This is a genomic window from Marinobacter sp. Hex_13 (assembly GCF_001566815.1).
GTDB lineage: Bacteria > Pseudomonadota > Gammaproteobacteria > Pseudomonadales > Oleiphilaceae > Marinobacter > Marinobacter salarius.
Window position 1 is genome coordinate 170,328 of sequence record NZ_LSMM01000001.1, and the last position, 23,079, is coordinate 193,406.

Here is a 23,079-nt window from a genome sequence, read left to right on the forward strand (position 1 = left end):
TTTCAGTTAACCCCAAATCGCCGCTCTCGCTCAAACCGGAAGAATCCGTCCCGTTCCTCAAGGGCAATGGTTTTGGCAGAGCGCCCGAAGTGTTCTGCACGCAAATCGTCCAGCGCTTTATCCAGTTGATCTCCGGAATAGCGCCGGGCAAGTTGGTTTCGTTCGGCCATGTAGGCTTTGCCATTTTGCCAGCGTTCGTTGCGTTGCTGGTCCTGCTTTGAAAGGCGGCTGATGGCTTCTTCCGGATAGCCCATCTGGCGGCGCAGGCTGTTGATGCGTTCCTGGCGAGCGTCTGCCGATAAGGTGTGGAGGTGGCTCTGAACAGCGTCGAGGCTGAACAAGGTGCGAGCCATCACGTCCGGGCCAATAAGCCGTCGGGCCATATCGTTGTTGTAAAGCTGTTCTACGGAGGTTTTAAGCTGGTGCGCGGTTTCTTCCGGGGTGATTTCGTGGGCTTGGTCCAGTCGCTGCAGTTCCGCCTGAAAGGCGTCCTGATTCGCATGCATGGGAGACTCCCGCTCGCCCCATATACGGCTGGCCTCGTCACCGAACAGTGCCTCCCGTTTTTCCCAGAGCGCTGTCTGGCGTTCGAGCATGGGCATGCCCTGCAACAGCAGCCGGTTGTCTTCCAGCCATTGCTCGTACGCGGAGAGCTTTGCAAGGTCTTCATTGCTCAGGGCTGATGGCCCCTGGGATTGGGCCGGCGGTGATGTAGCTGGTTGGCCGGGCAGCACCGGAGTGGACGAGGTCTCGGACGTCAAAGGCTGTACGGGTGTCGTCGACAGGCTAAGGATAAAGCCGGCCGTGCCCAGAATCACTACGGCCAGCCCTGCAAGCCAAAGGGATGTTTTCACAAAGTATTTTCCTGTTCACCGGTTGTCAGGGAGCCTTTCAACGTCGTTGACGGCCCCCTGGTTGAGTTACAGCAAAGGCTGGAGTTTCGGCCAGATCAACTCTGCGATCTTTTGGGAGCCACTATCGGCCGGGTGTATGCCATCGAAGATGATGTCGCTCTCCGTCACCACCTGTCTTGGGTCCACGAAGGTACAGTCGAGAGTGGAATATTCGCAGGCCCTGGCGAGGATTTTGTTGCCGTAGTCGACCGCCTGTTTCATGCTTTTAAGACGGAAAAGGCCGTTCTTGGTGTAGTAGTAACCCACCAGCACGCCGTTCTCCACGCCCGCATCGGACAATTCGTTCAGATAGTTCACGCCGTCCACATACAGATCATCGATCAGATCCTTGCACTTGCTGCTGAGGCGGCCGAACTGATACCACTGGGTTTTGCAGTTGTATGGGTCAAGGGCAATCGCCGGAATAAGGATGTCGTTACCGCCGCCATTACCAACCATGGTGCGGATGTCGGGATTGTCCTCCTGTGCGGTGGCGAACTGCTCGACAACAGAGGGCGCGAGGAACCCACCGGTGAGTTCGGCGCCGGAGACCGTGTAGCGGCGGAAGGTTTCCCCGGCTTTGGCTTCCAGTTCGTCCTGGATCTTGCCGGACAGGGCGAAGATTGAGTCGCCCAGGAATATCACCTGGTCGTTGTCCGCATCAGAGACCTGGGGATTGCTGAGCAGTTGTCCCAGCTGGCCGCAGCCTGTCATAGCCATGGCCATCGCAGTGACCGCCAGGAGTCGAAACAGGGAATGGCCTTTGGAGGAGGTGTCTCTTTCGTCACAGTGTCGGATCTTGTTCATTATTGTGTCTCCGTTGTTGGGGATGAATGGTGCCTGGCGAGACACCATTCATTCGCAACTTGCACAAATTATGATCAGCGCAACAGGTCGGAAGTGGCCGTTTTTTTGTCTTTTTCGGCGGGATGAGCTGGAGTGTGACTGGCCTCTCGAAACGATGTGTTCGCTTTTGACCGGCAGGTTATGGTCTGGAGTGATCGGTGAGCTCATTCAGCAATTCAGAAGCACCCCAGGTTTTTTCCGTTTCCTCCCGTTGATGCATCAGTCGCACAAGTTTGCGGTTGACCGGTGCGTCCGTACCCAGCTTTTCCGCCAGTTTCACCACTTCGCCATTGATCCAGTCAATTTCGGTTGGGCGCCCGGCCTGGAGGTCTTCCCACATGGAGGAACGTGCAACAGGATCGATGGTGAGCATCCGTTTGGCTAGTCGGGTAAACAGCCAATCTGGTAGTGACATCACGGAAGGAATCAGTTTGGTAGGCAGGCCTGTGAGTTTTACCGTGGGTATGCCTGCCGATTTAAGGAGCTCTAGCGTCTCTCTCTGAGCCATTGCCAGGCAGCGGCGATAGTCCCTTTGCGAGAGCTCTTCCAGCAGCGGAACGCCAGAAAGGGCGTTGACCGGGTTATTCAGATTGAGTAACAGCTTGGACCACATCACCGATTCGATATCGCGCCGCAGTTCCAGGGGGAGCCCGGCATGCTCAAACCAGGGCAGGGCCGGTTGCAGTGACGGGTGCCGGTCGGCCATCAGGTGGCCCTGAGTGCCTTGATGGAAATGCCCCGGCTCCTGTTGCAGCACGTTGAATGGAACCATCCCGGCCAATACGTTGGCGTTGGGCATAGCGGCCTGGAGGTGCTCTGCGTTGGAGATTCCGTTTTGCAGGCTGACCACCGGTATGCCCTCGCTCACCCAGGGCGCGAGCTGTTTGCCGGCCTCGGAGGTGGCGGCGGATTTGACCGTTACCAGCACAAGATCGGCGTTGCCTGCCGCCTCGGCAGAGGTCACATACTGATGCTCGGCCAGCTGGCTGTGGAAGCGAAACCCTTCATAGTCAGTGACCGTCAGTGGGGAGGTTCGAAGGCGCTCCTGCATGGTCTTTCGGCCCACCATGACCACGTTCACACCGGAAGAAAGCAGCCTGCCTCCGAGGTAACAGCCGATACTGCCAGCGCCAAATATAACGACCTTGAAAGAACTCTGCGTCACGGGCTTTGCCTTATTGTTTTCCCAAATAGTGGAAGGGCTGCCCGCGAGAGTCAACTATCAGGCGGAGCTACGGGGTGAGATGGTCTTTCCCGCCAACGACAGTGCCCGGCGATTTTTCTCTCAATTTGAGGGTTGAACACTGCAGTGGTGAGTCCGTATAACGGACCTTTATCCCAATAACAGGAGGCTGTCATGCCTGAACAAAGAACCGTTGTGATTACCGGGGCCAATCGCGGCATCGGCCTTGAGTTGGCCCGTCACTTTGCTGGTGAAGGCTGTGACGTGATTGGCGTATGTCGGGAAGCGTCCCCCGAGCTCAAGGAGGTGGCGACTCGAGTCGTTGAATCTGTTGACGTCACCACGGCAAGTGGACTTCAGTCATTGATTGACGGCGTGAAGGGCCAGTCGATCGACCTGCTGATCAATAATGCCGGCCTGCTGCAGGATGAAAAACTGGGCAGCATTGATTTCGATTCCATTCGTACCCAGATGGAAATCAACGCTTACGCGCCATTGAGGGTGGCGGAAGCGCTGGTGTCCCAGATACCGTACGGCGGTAAAATTGCCAACATCACCAGCCGGATGGGCTCCATCGCGGACAACGACTCCGGCGGCCGCTATGGCTATCGTGCGTCCAAGGCGGCGCTGAACGCCTTTGGCAAGTCCCTGGCGATGGACCTTAAACCAAAGGGCATTGCGGTGGCCCAGCTCCATCCCGGTTATGTGCAAACCCGTATGGTGAATTTCGGCGGACTGATTACGCCCGAGGAGTCAGCAAAGGGCTTGGCGGCGAGAATCGAGGGCCTTAACCTGGAAAACACGGGCTCCTTCTGGCACAGCAATGGTGAGGAACTGCCCTGGTAATAACTTGCCAGGGGGCCTCGCTCAGTGGCATAGGTGGCTGACAAAGCTGGAGACCGGTGGGTGCCGGGCAATCGTCTCGGGGCAGATGACCACCAGTTCCTTGGCAAGCCCGGGATCGCTGACGGGGATGGCTCGCAGGGTGCCTGCTCGCACTTCGTCAGTGACCGAAGCCGCCAACACCAGCGAAATACCCACCCCCGCCTTGACCGCCTGCTTTACGGCTTCGGTACTGCCCAGTTGCATCGATACCTCCGGAAAAGGCCCGTCGTCGCCAAAGAAATTAGCCAATAAACGGCCAGTGCCGGTCCCTGGCTCGCCGCCCAGCAGCGTCATTCCTGCCAGGGCTTCCCGGTTGATCTGCGTCATATCGGCACAGGGGTGGCCAGGCGGCACAATCAACACCACTGGCTCCTGTTTCCAGTCACGGGCCTGGAAGCCGGGCTTGGGGTGCCACCACTCCATGACTGCGATATCCAATTCGCCGCTGGTGAGCTGTCGTGCGATGGCGGGGTTATTGTCGATCACCAGATCCACGTGCGGAGAGGTCATCCGGTCCATGAAGGAGCGAACGTGAGGCTGCAGCATGTAGATACCGATGTTGGAGCTGGCACCTACCCGCAGACTTGTTCCCGTGACCGCCTCCCGCGCGCGTTGGTCCAGGCGTAACATGCTTAGGGCGAGCGGCATCAGCGCCTGGGCCGCCCTGGTGGGTTCGCAACCGGACTTGCCGCGTTGGATCAATAATACGTCCAGCTGCTCCTCCAGTTTCTGAATGTGCTGGGATAGGGTGGGCTGGGCGATGCCGAGGTGATTGGCGGCGGCCTGGAAACTGTGGTGCTGAACGAGGGTGATAAAACTCTTGAGCCAGACCAGGTTCAGCATACTGTTCCCTTGGGTTCGAGCGGTGAGTTGACCGCGTCCTGGGGCTGATGGCCTCTGAGCGCCTGAAGGATGTTGTCGGCTGCCCGCTGTTCGATGGCAAATCTCACGTCCCTGACGGCCGAGCCCGTGTGTGCGGTGAACAGGGTGTTCGGGTGGGCCCGCAGTGCCGGATCAATCCGCTGCGGGCGGTCCGGTCTGGCCCAGTCTTCCATTTCAAACACGTCCGCCGCGTAGCCACCCAGATGTCCGTACGTCAGCGATTGCAGAACGGCTGCCTCGTCCACGACGGAACCCCGGCAGGGATTGATCAGAAAACTACCGCGTTTCATCTGGCGCAGGCGGTCAGCGTTGAGCGTGTGCAGGGTATGTTCATTAAGCGCCAGGGCCAGTATGACGATGTCGGATTCGGCCAGCAGGTCATCAAGCTCTGACCTGGAAAGGTCCAGGGCGTCTTCTTCGGCAGCCGGTAGGCTTTCCGGTTGTGAGTACAGTACTCGTGCGCCCCAGCCCTGGAGCCGTGTAGCCACGGCTTTGCCGATGGCTCCCATGCCCACAATACCAATGGTCGAGCCTTCAATGCCGAGGCCATAGAATTGAGGCTGCCAGCCCTGGAATTCTCCGGAACGGACGAACTGGTCTGCTGGCCGGATCTGGCGAATCAGGCCTATGGTTAATCCAACGGTGAGTTCGGCGGTGGGCACGGTCAGCAAATCGGGCACGAAGGTCAGCCAGACTCCGTGACGGGTGCAGGCGTCCACGTCAAAGTTATCGAATCCCTTCAGGGCAGCGCCGATCACTTTCAGGTCGGGGCAGGCCACCAGAAATTCCTCGCTAACGCGATCTGGCATAAACGCCATCATGGCATCGGCCGTAGCCGCGCGAGCTCTCACCGAACCCGGTGGCAGGGTGACGGCAGACTGGTTAGTGATCAGCTCGCAGTGGGGCTCCAGGCTGGCAAGTATACTGTCGTGGACCCGGTGGGTGATGACAACTCTTGGTTTCATTCGCTGTCCTTATTTGAATGTCTTACGGAGGTGACCGCTCAGGCTGTCCACCATCGTTACCATCAGCAGTATGACAATGAGGATGGCACTGACTTCCTGATACTGCATGATGCGCAACGACCCCATGAGCTCGAAGCCGATACCGCCGGCACCGACCATGCCCATGACGGTGGAGGCGCGAAAGTTGTATTCCCAGCGATAGATCGACACATCGGCAAACTGCGGCAGCACCTGTGGCAGAACCGCGTGCCAGAGCACTTGCAAACGCGTGGCTCCGGAGGCATCAGCGGCCTCAACGGGGGCTTCATCCACATGCTCTATGGCTTCTGCGAAGAACTTGCCGACCATACCGATGGAATGCAGGCCAAGGGCCAACACCCCTGGCAGTGCGCCAAAACCCACGGCCGCGACGAAAATAATGCCCATGATGAGTTCCGGTACGGAACGCAGGCCGTTCAGCAGGGTGCGGGTCAGGCGAAACACAGCAGGATGGGGCGTGGTGTTTCGGGCCGCCAGAAAGGCCAGGGGCACGGAGGCTGAAACCGCAATCGCGGTGCCGGCGATGCTCATCGCCAGTGTGTCCAGCAGGGGCGATACCCAGTCCATCACATTGGTGAAATCAGGTGGTAGTGATTCTCGTAACAGGGTGGCGATCGCGGGGACGCCGTTAGCAAGGGTGCGGAAGTCGAGCAGGTCCACGTACCAGCTGGCGAAAAAGACCACCGCCAGTACCAGGCCTGCCTGCCAAAGCTTGCTCCGCCAGCCCCGTGCGTGTTCGTCCAGCACGGAAGCCGACGGAGCCGGCGACAGGGCCGCCGGTTCCGTCGTCGTGTGAGTCATAAAGCCTCTTACATCTTCGCGAAATCAAGGTTGAGCAGGCCGCCCATCTTGCGGATCACGTCGTAGTCGGAATCCTCGATAGCGGCAAACCCCTCGGCCTTAAGGTTGTTCAGGATTTCTTTGTCATTAATGCTGATGAAGGCGTCGCGTATCTTTGCCTTGAGGTCCGGGTTCAGGTTTGACCGCATGGCCCACGGATACTGTGGGAACTCGCCGCTGTAGCCAAGAATCCGGACGTTATCGCGATCAATCAGGCCACGGTCCATGACATGCTGGAAGATGACTTCCGACAGGCCGCCGGCCTCAGCGTTGCCGTTGGCCACGTTCACCGCAACGGAATCGTGGCTGCCGACGAAGTGGGCTTCATAGTCCCTGTCTGCTTCCAGTCCGGCAGATTCAAGCAGCACCGTTTTGGGGATGAGGTGGCTTGAGGTGGAGGCGCGATCGCCATAGGCCATTTTCTTGCCCTTGATATCGTCATAGGACTTCACGCCCGAGTCCGCATTGGCGATGAGGATGGAACGGTACGTGGGTTTGCCGTCTACAATCATGGCGGCGAAAGGCTCGATGTCGCTTTTACTCTTCGCCATCACGTAGGACAGTGGGCCGAAATAGCCAAGGTCGATACGGCCGAAGCGCATGGCTTCGATCATGGACGAATAGTCCGTTGTGACGATCAGTTCCACTTCTTTCCCGAGGGTGCTTTCCAGGTAGTCTTTCAGAGGCTGGTTGCGCTTGATCAGTTCAGAGGCATTTTCATCGGGGAGCAGGGCGACCTTCAGCAGATCCGGGTTGGGGTCTGCTGCGGAGGCCTGCATGTTCATTCCCATCATCAGGCAGAGCACTAACACGAGGTTGAATAACGGTTTCATTGGGCGATCTCCAGTTGCTTGGTGGGATGGTTCGATGGTTGAGGGTGGGAGGTCTGCGCGGCGGTCTTGCCGGGGTCGGAAACTGCAACGCTCGCGCTGTGGTAGATCTCATCAAGATGGTGTTGCTCCAGCTTTGCCGGTTCCGCATCGAATACGATCCGGGCGTTTGCCAGGCCGATGATGCGATCGGCAAACCGCCGGGCGTACTCCAGCTGGTGGAGTGACATTACGGCGGTGATACCGTCCTCCCGGCAGATATCGCGCAAGAGTGTGAGTACCCGTTCGGACGTTGCGGGGTCCAGACTGGCGACAGGCTCATCCGCGAGGATCATGGACGGCTGTTGCGCCAGGGCGCGGGCGATACCCACCCGTTGTTGTTGGCCGCCAGACAGTTGATCCACCCGCGCAAGGGCCTTTTCACCAAGACCAACACGCTCCAGGCAACGCAAGGCGTACTCCAGTTCCGCCCTCGGTAGGGGAAACAGGCTGCGCCACGTACTGTGGTAGGCAAGCCGGCCTGTGAGTACATTCTGGAGCGCGGTATGTCGTTCGATGAGTTGGTGGTGCTGGAAGACCATGGCAGTTCTACATCGGTGCCGGCGGACCGTCCTGCTGGTCTTCAGGGTGCCGAACTCAGCCGAGATCACCGTGCCGGTGGTGGGTTGCACCAGATGATTGAGTGAACGCAGAAGGGTCGATTTGCCCGCGCCCGAAAGGCCGAGTAGTACCGTAAACTCACCTTTGTGGAACTCGACGGTGGTAGGCCGCAGCGCCAGGATGTTGCCGGGGTATGTTACTCCCATGTCCTCGATGCGGAGCATCATATCGGGGGAATGCATAGACGGCATGGAATCACCTTTTGCAATACATAAGCTCGCTTTATTGCGAGTTACAATGCAACGGTAATCCTTGAGGGTGACAAAGCAGTGTCAGGTAGGTGACAGGTCAATGACGAAATTATGAAGGGGCAATAAAAAAAGGCAGCCGAAGCTGCCTTTTTCAAACGTGCTGACTGTTATTTAAACAGCAACAACGTTCTCTGCCTGAGGGCCTTTCTGGCCGTCAGTTACGGTGAACTCAACCTGCTGGCCTTCTGCCAGGGTCTTGAATCCGCCGCCTTGAATAGCGCTGTAGTGAACGAATACGTCAGGGCCGCTTTCACGAGTGATGAAACCAAAGCCTTTTGCTTCGTTGAAAAACTTAACAGTACCGGTAGTAGTCGACATAATCATAATCCTGAAATCGATAATTTAATGTGCCGCCAGACCATCTTGAACGATGACTGATCAGCGTTGTGCGGAAACAAAAAACGCGCGGAATCAAAAACAGGACGGACAACTACCAAAACAACAGAGATGCGTCTTATTCGTGAAATGCTGTGCTAAATCTTTCCTACGAAACGAACTTTACTCCTATGTCCCCGGAATTGCCAAGTTTATTTGTAGGCATTTACCGATGCGATCCAAAATCAAAACAATTACTCTGAGAGTCAGAGGCCCGTTATTTGGGAAATTGCCGTTTGGAACGAGGGTGAACTCATGAAATACATCTTCGAGGTCCGCATACGAGAAGGGCACACGGCAGAGGAATACGCCGATGCCTGGGTTCGTGCCAGCGAGATCATCCAGCAGGCGCCGGGCGCGCGCGGAACAGAGCTGCACCGGAAAATTGGTGACCCGAATGTGCTGATTGCCATCGCCAGTTGGGACAGCAAAGAGCAGCGGGATGCCATGGAAGGGCAGCATAACCCGGAAGTGGCCCGAATCATCCGCAGCGCCGCGCCATTTTGCGAAATTACGCCGCTTGGCGAATTCGAGGACCCTGAGTGGGTAGTTATGCCGCCTGGTAAGCGAGGTAGATGAGTGGCCATGGCTCGAAAACGCCCGCAGATCCCATCCACGGCCGCATTGGGATTCCAGGCCGGCATTGGTGTGGTGGGGCTGCTGGCGATTTTTCTGTTCGGTATACCGGTTCAGTACGATGGTTTGAGCTTTGGCTCGGTCGTTCTATGGGGAGTGGCCGGCAGTGTGGCAACGTACGTCGTGATCATGATGCTGACCTGGCTTCCGGGCCGGCTTCGTGACTCTCTGGAATCCCAACTGGAGCAGTTGCATCGTTTCGCCTGCGAGTATTCCTGGTCGGTGCTGGTAGCCTTGGCAGTCTTCGCAGGAGTCGGTGAAGAATTGCTGTTCCGCGGGGCGATCCAGGGTTGGCTGGCCCAACACACCCACGATGCGGTTGCGATAGTCGCTGCGTCGGTGCTGTTTGGCATGGTGCATTATCTTTCGTTCACCTACTTTCTATTGGCGACCGGGTTGGGAGTGGTGTTGGGAGTAGCGTATGCACTGACGGACAGCCTGCTGCTGGTAATGGTCTGGCATGGTGTTTACGACATGATTGCGCTGTACTGTCTGCGTCGGTTTCCGGAATGGTTTGGGGTGCGGGTTGGATAAACCAGAAACACATCGTCTGTTCTTCGGGTTGGAAATCCCCGATTCGGTGAAGCAGCGTCTGGTGTCAATTCAGCAACCGGTTGCAGGGGCGCGCTGGCAGCGACCGGATCAGCTGCATCTTACGCTGGTATTTCTCGGTAGTGTGGCCAGGCAGCGGTTGCCAGATGTATGTGATGCTGCCCGAAACCTGCCAGTTGGACAATTTGATCTCACCGTTTGCGGCCTGGGCTGCTTCGGCCGACCGGACTTTCCAAAAAATCTGTGGGCCGGAGTTCAGCCAGCGGATAAACTGGCTGAGCTTCACGAGGTGCTTAACCAGAGTCTGTGCATGCCTGGGTTTGAGCAGGAAAAACGCCCGTTCTGCCCACATATCACGTTGGCTCGTTTCAAGAGGCAGCGTGGGTCAGTCGCCGAATTGCTTGAGTCTCAGGAACGACAACCTATAGGGACCTTTTCGGTGGGCGGGATCGCGTTGTTTGAAAGCACACAGGGGGCTCATGGGTCTGTCTATCAGATCATTGAACGGTTTCCCCTCGCCGGAAATCCCGAGAGACTTTGCCGCTAACACGATGTAAGGGGAGTCAAATGTTCCACTACGAAACCGAACCAAGATTCAGCGACACCGACGCACTTGGCCATATCAATAACACGGTTTACCCGGTCTGGTTTGAGCAGGCGAGAACACCGGTGTTCCGTATATTCCATCCTTCCCTGGAGCCGAAAGGCTGGCCACTGATTCTCGCCCGCATGGAAATTGATCTCAAAGCCCAGTGTTACTGGGCCACGCCTGTTAAGGTGCGGTCCGGAATTGGCAAAGTCGGCAACTCTTCCTTCGAGGTAATCCAGGAAGCTTGGCAAAATGGTGTTTTGGTTGCGCGTGGCGTTACCGTGCTGATTCATTTCGACTACGAGACTCAAAAGTCGGTCCCCATCCCTGAAGCGGTTCGTAGCGAGCTTGCAGTGCATACTTTTGAGGCATAAACCGCTGGATTGCCAACCACAGTTCCGGAGACAACGTGGACACGCTTAACAATAACGAAGTGGAACGGATTTTTTCATCGGCACCGTTTGTTGCAGATATTGGTCTGGAACTGGTGTCTATCAAAACCGGTGAATGTCGCTCCCGTCTGGTACTGGCGGAACGGCATCTGCAGCAGGACGGTTTCGTGCACTTCGGGGTGCAGGCTACGGTGGCGGATCATACGGCCGGTGCTGCCGGTGCCTCCGCTGTTAAATCCGGGCAGATGGTCCTGACATCGGATTTCTCGCTGAAGCTGCTGCGGTCAGCCAGCGGGACACATATCGAGTGTGTCGCCACTGTGCTCAAGGCAGGCTCCACGTTAACCGTGGTAGAGTCTGAGGTGTACTGTGGCAAGGCCGGCGACATGAGGCTTGTCTCCAAGGCAACGGTGACACTGGCCATTGTCAGCCCCAAAAACAGGTGAGGTGGCGTGCAGTGAAAGACATTTTTCGAAAGCTGTTCTGGCCCATTCTCTGTTTTTTCGAGAAAGGTGGAAGCGCCGAGGGTTATCGTCAGTCGCATCGTAAAATACTGCTGGTGGTCGGTTTTCTGTTCCTGGTTCTGTCCGGGGTGTCGCTTTTCTTTTCAATCTTCGCGGAAACCTTCAGCGCTTTGTTACCTATTGTGCTGTTTTTCGTGATCAGTCTCGTCTGTTTCGTGGTAGGACTGCTGGGCAGCGATAGTGCTGTAGCCCGGATCTGGGGCGCCCGATAGGCCATGGGCCCCACCATTCCGCCGGAAAGCTTTATCGACCTGCTGCTGGACGCACTCTGCGTTGTAGATCGCGATGGCTACGTTCGCTACGTCAGCGCAGCCAGTGAGCGGGTATTTGGTTATCTGCCGGAGGAAATGATTGGACGGCGAATCCTGGATTTTGTTCATCCGGAGGACCTTGAGAAAACGCGTCAGGCTGTCAAAGAAATCCTGCGGGGAGAGCTGAAGCCGCACTTTGAGAACCGTTACATCCGCAAGGATGGCTCAACAGCCCATATCATGTGGTCTGCCCGTTGGTCTGAAAAGGAACAGATCCGCGTGGCGGTCGCCCGTGACGTGACCCAGCGCAAGCGGGCCGAGGCTATGCAGGCCGCCATGTATGCCATATCGGACGCAGCGAACAGTTCGGATAGCCTGCCTGCCATGTTCCGGCGAATTCACCAGGTTGTGGAAGGCCTGATGTCAGCGCCTGCTTTTATGGTGGCGCTCGTGGATACGCAGGGCGGTGAGTTGTACTTTCCCTATAATGCCGACCGTCATGAGACGGGGACCCACGGTTTCTCTCAGGATATCGGTTCTCTCTGTGAACAGGTCATCCGTTCCGCCAAGGCTCTGTTGCTGACGCCCGGAAGCAGCGTGGCTTTCTCGCCTCAGGCGATCGATACCTCGCACGTTGAGGTACGTCACCACTGGCTGGGTGTGCCGCTGAAATCATCCCAGGGTGTGTTCGGCGCGATTGCCGTACAAAGGCAATCAAAGAGTGCGTGTTACACGGACGAAGACAGAGAGCTGTTGGAGTTTGTCGGCATACAGGTTGCCGCCGCGGTGGAGCGTAAGCAAATGCAAGCGCAATTGGAGCATATGGCCAGGTACGACCAGCTGACGGAATTGCCGAACCGTAGCCTGGTCCTGGACCGGATTCAGACAGCGCTTGCGCGTGCAGCCAGGGAAGTCGGCTTTCTGGCGATACTGTACCTCGATCTGGATGATTTCAAGCAGGTCAACGATACCTACGGACACGCCGTCGGAGATCAGGTCTTGCAGGAAATGGCTCGCCGATTGGTGCAGGGGGTTCGGGCCGCAGATACGGTTGGTCGGCTGGGTGGCGATGAGTTCATCGTGCTGCTTGATGGAATTGAACAGCCAAGTGACGCGGACAGTGTTGCTGAAAAATTGCGGGCAACTCTCAGTGAACCCTACGAGTTGCCGATGGCATCCCTGACATTGATTCCAAGTATTGGTGTGGCTGTCTATCCCGAACACGGGGACAACCATGAAGTACTGATTCGCTACGCAGACAGCGCCATGTACCGGATGAAAAAAGGAAGACCGGATCCGGTTTCCTGAACGTTTGCGTGTTACTCCCCGGCTCGTTTCCTGGCTTCGAAGTTTTCAAGCTCAACGTTGATGGCGTTGGTCGAAATCACGATTTCGTACAGCGAATACAACAATGAGACCGACAGTAATATCAGGCTGATGCCGAACGCGATGGCCCCTGCAAGCTGAGCTCCCACAAACAGAACAAACATGGACATGGTGCAGACAAAAAAGCTGAGCACACCGTAAGCCTGCATCCGTTTGGTCAGCAAAATGCGTTTTCGCAGCATGCTGATCTGGCGGGCGATAAGGGCATGGTCTTCTTCCGTATCCATTTGCTTAAGCTGGCGTATCAATTGCGCCAGAACAAGAAAGCGATTGGTGTAGGCCAGCAGCAACAGTGAAATGGCGGGAAACAGAAGGGCGGGGGTGGTCAGTGTCAACGTCGACTCCTTGATCTGCACGGACAGGTTTGACCAATATAGCAGGCTTTGTCGGTTGCTGTAGCCCCATCTCATGCTTGGCACTTTGGCGCGGCTTCCAGGATTCATCACGGTGGTGTTGACGTTTTTGGTTGTGCCAGTGTCGTATTGGTTCAACCTGATAACTGAAAACAGGGTCACATTAGAGCTATCGACAACCCGGTAGGGGGAGATAGCAATGGCCGTTAAATTTGAGCAAGCACTTCTGGATTATCCGCAGCAACGGGCGGGCGCCGCCCGCCAGCCTGACAGTGTTGACCAGTCCGACCGTCGGGTTCCCATTAACCTGCGCCAGTCCGGCCCCACGCCGGTGGAGATGTTGATCTCCACCCGTGTACGCAAGTCGCCATACTGGCACCTGGCGTACGAAGCTGGATGCTGGCGGGCGACCGTTTACAACCGTATGTATCACCCCCGGGGCTATGTCCGTCCGGAAGATGGCGGCGCCATGGTGGAATACGAGTCGCTGATACATGACGTCACCATGTGGAATGTCGCCGTAGAGCGCCAGATTCAGGTAAAGGGGCCGGACGCGGAACGCTTCGTGAACTATGTGATTACTCGAGATGCCACCAAGATAAAACCTATGCGTGGCAAGTACGTCATCTTGTGCAATGAAGAGGGCGGCATTCTCAATGACCCGGTTCTGCTTCGTGTTGCCGAGGACGAGTTCTGGTTCTCCCTTTCCGATAGCGACCTGGAATTCTGGTTGCGGGGCGTCAACATCGGGATGGGCTTCAACGTCACCATCGCGGAAATCGATGTAGCACCGGTGCAGATCCAGGGTCCCAAATCTGAGGCGCTCATGGCTGACCTGTTCGGTGAGCGCGTGAAGGAGATTCCGTACTATGGCTTGATGGAGGGCCAGGTGGCCGGTCATGACGTGATTATCTCCCAAACCGGTTTTACCGGTGAGAAGGGTTACGAGATTTACCTCAAGGAAGCCACCAAATACGCCGAAGACCTCTGGTACACCGTGCTTGCCGCCGGTGAGGCCCACAATCTGAGAGTGATTGCGCCGGCGCATCACCGCCGAATTGCTGCCGGTATCCTTTCCTGGGGCCAGGATGTGGATCAGGAAACCCTGCCATTCCAGTGCAACCTGGCGTATCAGGTGCCTCGCAACAAGGACGCGGATTACATCGGTAAGCAGAAGCTCGAGAAAGTCCGCGAGCAACTGGACGCTGGCCGACCGCCTTTCAGCCACATCATGGTGGGTATCCGTTTTGGCGGTGGCCAGGTAACCGACTATGCCAACGACTTCTGGCTGGTCAGCGGACCAGAAGGCGGCGAGCCAGAGGGCTATGTTACCTCGCCTTGGTATTCGCCTGAGCTGGAAACCAATATTGGCTTGGCCTATGTGCCGTTTGACCTGCGTGCTGTTGGCACCCGCCTGACGGTCCACCTGCCGGTGGAATACGCTGCTACGGATGGCTCAACGGCTGTCGAGGCGGAAGTGGTGGAAGTTCCGTTCCGGCCTTCGGTGAACCCCAACGCCCGCGAGAGGGCACGGGCGAAGGGAATCGACTTCGCGGACTAGCAATGCAGTGGGGCAGACGGCGGTGGCCGTCGCCTGCCCGATGCAAGCAGGTATCAATGGGGTGCGTGATTCATGAAACTGGTGAGTGATAAACAGCCGTTCAGTGCCCATGACGCGGAAGCCACCGCACGGATGCAGGCTCTGGTACGTTGGGCGTCCATTGAGGCAACACCCCGCCAGATACTGGCACAGGAGCATTTGCCGGATTTGCTGCCGCGGGGCACCTGTGTCTACGTGCCTTTTCTGCCAAAAGGCCAGTTCAGCGATACCCTGCGGGCATGCCGACATCTGCTGAGCGTTGGCATGCAGCCGATTCCCCACGTACCCGCACGTATGGCCGAGAGCCGCAGGCAACTTCGGGACTGGCTTTCGCAACTGAATGAAAGCGGCGTTGACCGTCTATTGCTGATTGCCGGCGACAGCGATGCGATCGCCGGCCCTTTTCCAGATACCCTGGCCGTTCTGGAATCTGGCTTGCTGGCCCAGTTCCAATTCCATGGTATCGGTGTGGCAGCCCATCCGGACGGGCATCCCATGGCGGACCGGGCAACACTCATCCAGGCCCTTGGTATCAAACGCGAATACGCGCGCACGACGTCCACGCGGCTCTGGGTGGTCACCCAGTTCACCTTTGACGCCAACGTGGTCATCGACTGGCTGCAAAGCCTCGGCAGCATCCTGGAAGAGGTGCCGGTATACATTGGCATGGCCGGCCCGACGCGGGTGAAAACGCTCATTGCCTATGCGGCTCAATGCGGGGTGGGAGCATCGGCCCGCCTGATGCTGCGACGCCCTGGCAGCGCCAAACTGTTGCGTGCGTGGTCGCCGGACGGAATGGTGCGCGCGCTTGTCCAGTATTGCCTGGACAACCCGGATACTTTGCTACGGGGCATTCATCTTTTCCCATTCGGTGGCCTGCGCCAATCGGCGCAATGGATTCAAGAACACAGTGGGTCCATTGAGGACCAGAGAGGTCAGTTCCATGAGTCTTCAGTACAGTAAGCTGACACCCGCAACACCACCGGAAGCTGACTTTCCGCCGCCGGGCACTCCTGACATTGAGATCGCTCGCTCGGTCCAGCCTCAGTCTATTCTGCTGCTGGCCCAGCAGCGTTTCGGTCTGCCAGGGGAGAGTCTGGTGCCGTTCGGCCACTACAAGGCCAAACTGGATATGGCCTATGTGGATACCTCTGATAGTGCGCCCCGGGGCAAGCTGGTACTGGTGACCGCCATAACGCCCACGCCAGCGGGGGAGGGCAAGACCACCACCAGTGTGGGATTGAACGACGGTTTCAATCGCCTGGGCGTGCGTTCGTCCGTGTGCCTGCGGGAGCCCTCCCTGGGCCCCTGTTTCGGCATGAAAGGGGGCGCAGCCGGCGGTGGCCGCGCGCAGGTGATTCCGATGGAAGACATCAATCTGCATTTCAACGGTGACTTCCACGCCATCACCACGGCCCATAATCTGCTGGCGTCGTTGATCGACAACCACATTCACTGGGGTAATGAAACTGGCCTGGACCCTCGTTATGTGAGCTGGCGGAGGGTGATGGATCTTACCGACCGATCCCTGCGCAACATGGTGTGCGGACTTGGTGGTGCGGCCCATGGCGTGCCCCGGGAAACCGGGTTCGATATTACGGTGTCCTCCGAGATCATGGCGATCCTGTGCCTGGCGGACGGTCGGGCGGACCTCAAGCAGCGGCTGGGCAATATCATTATCGGCAGGCGCTCTGATATGACTCCGGTGACCGTTCGTGACCTGGGTGTGGAAGGGTCGTTAACCGTGCTTCTGAAAGAAGCGCTGCAGCCTAATCTGGTCCAGAGTTTGGAGCACAACCCGGTGTTTATCCACGGTGGGCCGTTTGCCAATATCGCCCATGGCTGCAACTCCGTGACCGCCACCCGTGCGGCTCTGGCACTGAACGATGTGGTCGTCACCGAGGCGGGATTTGGCGCCGACCTGGGGGCGGAAAAGTTCATAGATATCAAGTGCCGGCAAACAGGCTTGCGGCCAGACGCCGCCGTGGTTGTCTGTACCATTAGAGCACTCAAGATGCAGGGTGGGGTCCCTCGCAGCCAGCTCTCCGTTCCCGACCTTGCTGCTTTGAGGGCCGGTGCCGCCAACCTGGAGCGACACGTTCGTAATCTGCAGCAGTTCGGACTGACGCCAGTGGTGTGCATCAACCGTTTCCCAGACGATACCGAGGAGGAAATGTCGCTGGTGCAGTCCATCAGTGAGTCGCTGGGTGTGCGTGCTGTGCCTGCCGACCACTGGGCTATGGGTGGTGAGGGTGCCACCGAACTGGCCCAGGCGGTGCTTGATCAGATGGACGAAGGCACACCTGAGGTGAACTTTCTCTATGAAGACGGCCTGCCGCTGGCGGATAAAATCCGCACCATCGCCACGCGCATTTACCACGCCGGTAGCGTGGAATTCACCACGGTGGCGAAGCGGCAGCTGGAGGAATACGAAAGCCTGGGGTTTGGCCACCTGCCAGTATGTATTGCCAAGACTCAGTACAGCTTTTCGGCGGACTCGTCGGTGAAGGGAGCGCCGTCCGGCCATATGCTTCCGGTAAGGGAAGTGCGCCTGGCGGCCGGCGCCGGCTTTGTGGTGGCGGTGTGTGGTGACATCATGACCATGCCCGGTTTGCCACGCCATCCCGCGGCACTGGACATTGCTCTGGATGAAAACGGCCTGGTGGTGGGGTTAACCTGACCCGGTGTTCTCGAAAATGCCATAGGTCGGCTCAGACCGGGCGCGCCTCAATGCCTGCAGAGAGGAAGACGGCAGGCTGGCCATGGAATCGGTAAAAACCGCGCTGGAAGAGCCCTGGGAATAAATTTCCATTCGCTCGTGTTTGGGCGCTCGCCCCATGGTCTTGCGATAGCATCGGCTGAAGTGGGTGGCGGACACGAACCCACACATGGAGGCGATTTCCACAATCGAGCAGGATGTCTGCTTGAGCAATCGGCGTGCCCGGTTAAGGCGCACCCGCAGGTAATAGCGCGAAGGCGTGCAGCCCGTGTGCTTGAGGAACAACCGTTCCAGTTGCCGCCGCGAAATGCCGGCCAGTGTTGCCAGCTCCTTCAGTTCGATGGGCTCTTCGATATTGGCCTCCATCAACTGGGCCGCCTCCGCCAGTTTGGGTTGGGCGCACGCCAGTCGCGGGTGCATGGGCATCGGTTGCTGTTCACTTTCCTCGCGCACCCGGTCGCACACAAACATGTGGGATATTGCATTACTGAGCTCCTGGCCGTGACGCCTTGCCAGAAAGCTGAGCATCATGTGCATGGGGACGGTACCACCGGTACAGGTCATGCGTTCCCGCTCGACGGTGAACAGGCGGTTGTTGGTCTGTACCCGTGGGAAACCCTCCTGCATGGCCTCCAGGCATTCCCAATGGGCGCTACAGGCATGACCGTCGAGAAGGCCTGCGCTGGCCAGGACATAGGGGCCAGTGCAGACCGCCCCAAGGAGGACGTGGCGACGCGCCATCTGCTTCAACCAGACGACCTCTTTGCGGGAAAAACTCCGGGTAACATCAATACCGGCCACCACGATCACCAGGTCAAACCGGTGCTCTTCCTGGATCGACCCGTCGGGCAGCATGGTAATGCCATCGCTGGCACGGGCAGGTTCGCCTTCGGCGGTAAGAAGCTTCCAGGAATAGAGTTCAGTACCGGCCAATTGGTTGGCCATGCGCAGTGGCTCAACGGCCGTGGCGAGGGCAATCAGGGTGAAATTATCGATCAGCAGAAAGCCGACCCGATAGGGCTCTTGGGCGGGCCTGTCTGTGTGTGAGCCTGTGTCAGCGGTCATGGTAAACCCCCTTGCCCCGCCTGGGCCTGTCGCGGCAATGTCTGGCTGTCACACCAATTGTATTACCTCAACCTGAACACTAGTTGTTGCCTTTTGATAGTGCAATAAGTGATCAGTTCCAATGTGATCTCATTCTATGCTGGCGGCCCGGTAGCGAATGGTCCACAACCGACACGGGAGTTTGCGGAATGATCCAGAAGCGACGTTTATGCCACTATTCTGGTTGATCAGAGCTGTCGTAAACCATCGTTCGAATGTCGTCAGCAAGCAGGCGGCGGATCGTTGAAGGCGCTATCCTTGAAGCACACCCCAAGGTAGGAGGCTGAAAAGTGGCTGTCAGTCTGTTTGAGCTGTTCAAGGCAGGCATTGGCCCGTCCAGTTCCCATACCGTCGGGCCCATGGAGGCCGCGCGCCGGTTTGCAGGTGGCCTGGACGATGAATGTCTGCTGGCTTCCGTGCATCGACTAAAGGTATCCCTGTATGGCTCTTTAGGTGCTACCGGCAAGGGGCATGGTACTGGACCGGCTGTGATGATGGGGCTGGAAGGCGAGCAACCGGCCCGGATTGATCCGGAGCAAATGCCGGGGCGGCTTGAGCGTATTCGAAGCACAGGAACACTCAGCCTCGCTGGTCAACATCAGATTCGTTTCCGCGAGAGTACCGATATCGTGTATTACCGACGGAAATCCCTGCCAGAACACCCCAACGGCATGGTCTGTCAGGCATTTGACGAGCACGGGCAGTGCCTGTGTGAGCATACCTATTACTCGGTCGGCGGTGGTTTTGTGGTGGCGGCGAACGCCGATGGCAGCCTGGAAATCCGCGCAGACGACACGCCCTTGCCTTATCCCTTCAACAGCGGGAAAACCCTGTTGGCCCTTTGCCAGGAACACGAGCTCACCATCGCCGACATAATGTTGGCCAATGAGCAGGCCTGGCGTACGGCCGATGACATTCGAACGGGCATTCTCGAGCTCTGGCGGGTGATGCGTGAGTGTGTGCAAAACGGTATCCGCCATGAAGGGGAGTTGCCCGGAGGCCTCAAGGTTCGGCGCAGGGCTGCGTCGCTGTATCGCTCGCTGATGGATAAAACGCGAGTGGACCTGATATCGCCGTCGTTGAGCGCGCTCGACTGGGTGAATCTCTATGCCCTCGCCGTCAATGAAGAGAACGCGGCCGGCGGTCGGATTGTGACTGCACCGACCAACGGCGCCGCCGGCATTATTCCTGCGGTGCTGCACTACTACTGGGAGTTCTGCCCCCAGGCGGATGAAGACGGCGTTGTCCGCTTTATGCTGACAGCGGCGGCAATTGGCGTTCTGTTCAAAGAAAACGCGTCCATTTCAGGGGCGGAAGTGGGTTGTCAGGGCGAAGTGGGATCGGCCTGTGCGATGGCTGCTGCCGGCCTGGCTGCAGCGACAGGCGGCTCACCAGAACAGGTTGAGAACGCGGCCGAGATTGGTATGGAGCACCATTTGGGGATGACCTGTGACCCCATTGGTGGGTTGGTGCAAATTCCCTGTATCGAGCGTAATGCCATGGCATCGGTGAAAGCCATCGACGCAGCCATTATGGCTTTGCGAGGAGACGGCAAGCATTTTGTGTCCCTCGACAAGGTGCTGCACACCATGCGGGAAACCGGTCGCGATATGCTGGACAAGTACAAGGAAACTTCAAGAGGCGGGCTGGCGGTCAACATCATCGAGTGCTGACCGCCAGTGTTGGCTGAACGACAGCGTTCAGGACTTGACCCGCTCGTTGTCCGGATCAAACAGCGCCCGGTAGCCGACGGCTTCGATACGGATGGGGTAGTGCTCCTGGAAGTATTCCAGAGTCAGTTCCCGGCCCTCCTGAGCATACTCCACGGGAATGTACCCCAGCAGGATGATCTTGCCCACTGACGGCCCCCACACCACGCTGGTGTTGTAGGAGCGGCGGCCGTGACTGTCCACCAGCACTTCTCCGGTTTGCGGGTCGAGGATCGGCCACTGGCCAACCGGGTAGCGCAATACCCCGTTGGCATCCCGATGTTCCGTCATGGTCATGGTGCACAGGTACGCGGCCTGCTGTGACCAGCTTCGTTGTTCCAGGTAGGCGGCCTTGCCATGGAAGTCTGCCTCCTTGACCTTGGGTCGCTGGAGTCCGGCTTCGTAAAGGTTGTACTCCGTTTCGAGGTCTACGTTCTGCAGCCGCAGGCTCTTCTCCAGACGGCGCGTGTTGGCGTAGGTTTCGATGCCAACCGGCGTAACGCCAGCGTCGTACAGCAGATCCCAGATTCGCAGGCCATAGCTGAACGGGAAGTAGAGCTCCCAGCCCTGTTCGCCCACATAGGATATCCGGAATGCCCACACCGGAACGCCCTGGACATTCAGTTCCCGGGCGGTGGCAAATGGGAAATTCTCTGCCGACAGCTCGTCAGGGTTGGTGACGAACTGTGCCAGCGTTTCCCGCGCCTTCGGCCCCCAAAGCCCCAGGGTGGCCAGCTCATCGGTGCGGTCCTGCAGGCGGATATTGTTCAGGCCTTTTTCCCGTGCGATGCGTTTGATCCAGCAATGGTCCCGATGGCCAGTGTCGCCGCCGCAGACCACCCGATAATCGTTGTCGCCCCGCCGGATGATGGTCAGGTCTGAGCGGATGCCGCCACGGGCATCCAGAAAGTGAGTATAAACACCCTTGCCATGAGGGATGGTACCGCCCACCTTGGCGACGGACAGATACTCCAGCAGAGTTTCGGCGTCGTCTCCGGAGATGTCGAAAATAGCGAAGTGGGACAGGTTGATCATGCCCACCGATTCGCTCATTTCCAGTTGCTCGGCGTTGGACACTTCCCAGAAATGCCGGGCGTCCCATTCATGTTCCCGTACCGGAATGCGGTCGCGGTATTTCGCCAGCAAAGTGGACTCGTTCGCGGCGTAGCCGTGAGCCCGCTCCCAGCCGGCGGCTTCCATGAAGTAGGCACCCAGCTCGACTTCCCGCAGATAGAAGGGGCTGGTTCGCATCTTACGACCGGTCATGTAGGGCTCGCGGGGATGCACCGCCGGGGTGTAGATTTTTTTGGCGGTTTCGTAGCATCGGTTGTAAACGTAGTCCGGGGTTTTCTGCAGCGGATAGTGGCGGGCGATGTCGATGCTGTGGGGGTCCATCTCCGGAGAGCCATGGGTCATCCAGTCCGCCAGGATTTTGCCTGCACCGGGGCCATCCTTGACCCAGACCGCTTCACAGAACCAGAGGTTGCGCACTTCCGGGGATTCCCCCATCAGTGATCCGCCGTCGGGTGTGACCGACAGCAGGCCGTTAAAGGAGTGCTTTTCCTCCCAGCCCAGTTCGCCAAGGATCGGCGTCATTTCGATGGCTTTTTCGTAGGCGTCCATAACCTGATCCAACGTCAGATCTCGCATGGATGGCGACATCCGCGCCTCGCCGGGCTCGGAAATGGCCGCGGGGTAGACCAGTCGGGGATCTTCCGCTTCGTAATAGCCCCACTCAATGCGGCCACCCTCGGTGGTGGTAGGGTCGCCAGTATCCCGCACGTAGGCGGAGTTGCCCTGGTCGCGGAACAAGGGATAGACAATCTGCTTACCGGTGCCGGCCAGTTCCTCGTAAGGGCCGAAGAACAGCAGCGGGTGTTCCAGTGGCATCAGCGGCAGGGGCGAGTTGGCGGTGTTGGCCATCAGGGGCCCCCAGATGCCCATGGACAGCACCACGTACTCGGTTTCGATATAGCCCTTGTGGGTTTCAACGCCCCGTACCTGGCCGTCCTGTACGTCGATGCGGATGGCCGGTGTGTAGGCAAAGGCCTGCAATTTTCCGGTAGCGACCGCCTCTTCAACCAGATCGCCTGCAACGCTCTGGGAGCGGGGCACCACCAGCCCCGCGTCCGGGTCCCACATGGCGCCCTGGATACAGTCTTCGTTCAGCAGGGGAAACAGTTCTTTCGCCTGTTTCGGTGAAATCATACTGACGTTGGTGCCGAACGCCTTGCCGGAACCGACCTTGCGGCGGAGTTCGTCCATGCGCTCGTCGTCATCAGCGCGAGCCACTTCCATGCCGCCGCATTTCACATAGTTGCCGCGCTTTTCATAGAACGCCTGGCTGTACTTGGTGGTGTAGATATTCAGCTTGTCGTGGGAGGTGGTGAAGCAGAAGTCCGAGGCATGGGAGGTAGAGCCGATGTCCGAGGGAATGGCGGATTTTTCCAGCCCGACGATGTCATCCCAGCCCTGTTCGATCAGGTGGTGGGCGACCGATGAGCCAACGATACCGCCCTGGCCAATGATGACGACTTTTGCACGTTTCGGTAGTTGTGCCATCTCGATCCCCCTTTACCCACAATGGCAGCCGCGTGCGCGGCCTTGATTCAATG

Annotated in this window: 23 protein-coding genes and 1 pseudogene; 12 read left to right on the plus strand and 12 right to left on the minus strand. The window is 58.0% G+C overall.

All coding sequences use genetic code 11. From position 1 onward, the window contains the following. Positions 1 to 2 precede the first annotated feature (2 nt). The 3 genes from AXW11_RS00830 to AXW11_RS00840 all read right to left on the minus strand — a co-directional run bounded on the left by AXW11_RS00830 (position 3) and on the right by AXW11_RS00840 (position 2,904). On the minus strand, positions 3 to 854 hold the full coding sequence (locus AXW11_RS00830; RefSeq protein WP_075195892.1) for a lipase secretion chaperone: 852 nt from the start codon (positions 852 to 854) through the stop codon (positions 3 to 5). Positions 855 to 920: 66 nt separating this feature from the next. Then, complete coding sequence (locus AXW11_RS00835; protein ID WP_036204420.1) at positions 921 to 1,700, minus strand: SGNH/GDSL hydrolase family protein; 780 nt, start codon at positions 1,698 to 1,700, stop codon at positions 921 to 923. A gap of 178 nt (positions 1,701 to 1,878) precedes the next feature. Next, entirely contained in the window at positions 1,879 to 2,904 is a 1,026-nt protein-coding gene (locus AXW11_RS00840; protein WP_036204422.1) for a 2-dehydropantoate 2-reductase, read from the minus strand. Between the two features lie 192 nt (positions 2,905 to 3,096). On the opposite strand from AXW11_RS00840, the gene AXW11_RS00845 reads away from it, so the two are divergent. Then, positions 3,097 to 3,768, plus strand: coding sequence for an SDR family oxidoreductase (locus AXW11_RS00845; protein ID WP_091641704.1), 672 nt, complete (start codon positions 3,097 to 3,099; stop codon positions 3,766 to 3,768). A gap of 21 nt (positions 3,769 to 3,789) precedes the next feature. Here the strand turns inward: AXW11_RS00845 and AXW11_RS00850 are convergent, their stop codons facing one another. From AXW11_RS00850 to AXW11_RS00875, 6 genes and pseudogenes are all read right to left on the minus strand, one after another. Beyond that, positions 3,790 to 4,650 carry a LysR family transcriptional regulator gene (locus tag AXW11_RS00850; RefSeq protein ID WP_091641701.1) on the minus strand — a complete coding sequence of 287 codons (861 nt, stop codon included), beginning with the start codon at positions 4,648 to 4,650 and terminating at the stop codon, positions 3,790 to 3,792. Continuing rightward, positions 4,644 to 5,654 carry a phosphonate dehydrogenase gene (locus AXW11_RS00855; protein ID WP_091641698.1) on the minus strand — a complete coding sequence of 337 codons (1,011 nt, stop codon included), beginning with the start codon at positions 5,652 to 5,654 and terminating at the stop codon, positions 4,644 to 4,646. Before AXW11_RS00855 ends, AXW11_RS00850 begins: the two co-directional genes overlap by 7 nt. 9 nt (positions 5,655 to 5,663) lie before the next feature. Further along, positions 5,664 to 6,494: a phosphonate ABC transporter, permease protein PhnE gene (gene phnE / locus AXW11_RS00860; protein ID WP_091641696.1), complete on the minus strand. Its 831-nt coding sequence runs from the start codon at positions 6,492 to 6,494 to the stop codon at positions 5,664 to 5,666. Positions 6,495 to 6,502: 8 nt separating this feature from the next. Further along, on the minus strand, positions 6,503 to 7,366 hold the full coding sequence (gene phnD, locus AXW11_RS00865; RefSeq protein WP_036204430.1) for a phosphate/phosphite/phosphonate ABC transporter substrate-binding protein: 864 nt from the start codon (positions 7,364 to 7,366) through the stop codon (positions 6,503 to 6,505). 13 nt (positions 7,367 to 7,379) lie between these two features. Further along, positions 7,380 to 8,214: pseudogene (gene phnC / locus AXW11_RS00870) on the minus strand (phosphonate ABC transporter ATP-binding protein); the annotation flags it as partial. Between the two features lie 171 nt (positions 8,215 to 8,385). After that, positions 8,386 to 8,592, minus strand: a complete 207-nt coding sequence (locus AXW11_RS00875; RefSeq protein WP_007151952.1) for a cold-shock protein — start codon at positions 8,590 to 8,592, stop codon at positions 8,386 to 8,388. Between the two features lie 312 nt (positions 8,593 to 8,904). Here AXW11_RS00875 and AXW11_RS00880 point away from each other — a divergent pair, with 312 nt between their 5' ends. From AXW11_RS00880 to AXW11_RS00910, 7 genes are all read left to right on the plus strand, one after another. Beyond that, positions 8,905 to 9,228: an antibiotic biosynthesis monooxygenase family protein gene (locus tag AXW11_RS00880; protein ID WP_036204434.1), complete on the plus strand. Its 324-nt coding sequence runs from the start codon at positions 8,905 to 8,907 to the stop codon at positions 9,226 to 9,228. A gap of 6 nt (positions 9,229 to 9,234) precedes the next feature. After that, the gene (locus AXW11_RS00885; RefSeq protein ID WP_177190601.1) at positions 9,235 to 9,819 is read left to right on the plus strand and encodes a CPBP family intramembrane glutamic endopeptidase; all 585 of its coding nucleotides are present in this window, start codon (positions 9,235 to 9,237) and stop codon (positions 9,817 to 9,819) included. Positions 9,820 to 9,880: 61 nt separating this feature from the next. Beyond that, entirely contained in the window at positions 9,881 to 10,384 is a 504-nt protein-coding gene (thpR, locus tag AXW11_RS00890; protein ID WP_256713614.1) for an RNA 2',3'-cyclic phosphodiesterase, read from the plus strand. A 20-nt stretch (positions 10,385 to 10,404) separates the two neighbouring features. Then, the gene (locus AXW11_RS00895; RefSeq protein ID WP_036204438.1) at positions 10,405 to 10,800 is read left to right on the plus strand and encodes an acyl-CoA thioesterase; all 396 of its coding nucleotides are present in this window, start codon (positions 10,405 to 10,407) and stop codon (positions 10,798 to 10,800) included. Between the two features lie 35 nt (positions 10,801 to 10,835). Then, entirely contained in the window at positions 10,836 to 11,264 is a 429-nt protein-coding gene (locus AXW11_RS00900) for a PaaI family thioesterase (protein ID WP_041335346.1), read from the plus strand. 11 nt (positions 11,265 to 11,275) lie between these two features. Then, a complete protein-coding gene (locus tag AXW11_RS00905) occupies positions 11,276 to 11,554 on the plus strand; it encodes a hypothetical protein (RefSeq protein WP_091641693.1) in 279 nt (92 codons plus the stop codon). 3 nt (positions 11,555 to 11,557) lie between these two features. Beyond that, the gene (locus AXW11_RS00910) at positions 11,558 to 12,901 is read left to right on the plus strand and encodes a diguanylate cyclase domain-containing protein (protein WP_091641691.1); all 1,344 of its coding nucleotides are present in this window, start codon (positions 11,558 to 11,560) and stop codon (positions 12,899 to 12,901) included. An 11-nt stretch (positions 12,902 to 12,912) separates the two neighbouring features. Here AXW11_RS00910 and AXW11_RS00915 read toward each other — a convergent pair whose 3' ends face one another. Further along, entirely contained in the window at positions 12,913 to 13,314 is a 402-nt protein-coding gene (locus tag AXW11_RS00915) for a DUF2721 domain-containing protein (RefSeq protein WP_036205745.1), read from the minus strand. Between the two features lie 217 nt (positions 13,315 to 13,531). On the opposite strand from AXW11_RS00915, the gene AXW11_RS00920 reads away from it, so the two are divergent. From AXW11_RS00920 to AXW11_RS00930, 3 genes are all read left to right on the plus strand, one after another. After that, positions 13,532 to 14,893, plus strand: coding sequence for a glycine cleavage T C-terminal barrel domain-containing protein (locus AXW11_RS00920; RefSeq protein WP_036204446.1), 1,362 nt, complete (start codon positions 13,532 to 13,534; stop codon positions 14,891 to 14,893). 72 nt (positions 14,894 to 14,965) lie between these two features. Further along, on the plus strand, positions 14,966 to 15,895 hold the full coding sequence (locus tag AXW11_RS00925; RefSeq protein WP_091641688.1) for a methylenetetrahydrofolate reductase: 930 nt from the start codon (positions 14,966 to 14,968) through the stop codon (positions 15,893 to 15,895). Beyond that, on the plus strand, positions 15,876 to 17,612 hold the full coding sequence (locus tag AXW11_RS00930) for a formate--tetrahydrofolate ligase (RefSeq protein ID WP_075195882.1): 1,737 nt from the start codon (positions 15,876 to 15,878) through the stop codon (positions 17,610 to 17,612). Before AXW11_RS00925 ends, AXW11_RS00930 begins: the two co-directional genes overlap by 20 nt. Here AXW11_RS00930 and gbdR read toward each other — a convergent pair. Further along, a complete protein-coding gene (gene gbdR / locus AXW11_RS00935) occupies positions 17,604 to 18,716 on the minus strand; it encodes a choline metabolism transcriptional regulator GbdR (protein ID WP_036204452.1) in 1,113 nt (370 codons plus the stop codon). The genes AXW11_RS00930 and gbdR overlap by 9 nt on opposite strands. 329 nt (positions 18,717 to 19,045) lie before the next feature. Between gbdR and AXW11_RS00940 the strand changes: the two genes are divergently transcribed. Next, positions 19,046 to 20,428: an L-serine ammonia-lyase gene (locus AXW11_RS00940; RefSeq protein WP_036204454.1), complete on the plus strand. Its 1,383-nt coding sequence runs from the start codon at positions 19,046 to 19,048 to the stop codon at positions 20,426 to 20,428. A gap of 27 nt (positions 20,429 to 20,455) precedes the next feature. Here the strand turns inward: AXW11_RS00940 and AXW11_RS00945 are convergent, their stop codons facing one another. Next, positions 20,456 to 23,026: a GcvT family protein gene (locus AXW11_RS00945; protein WP_085681388.1), complete on the minus strand. Its 2,571-nt coding sequence runs from the start codon at positions 23,024 to 23,026 to the stop codon at positions 20,456 to 20,458. Positions 23,027 to 23,079: the final 53 nt, after the last annotated feature.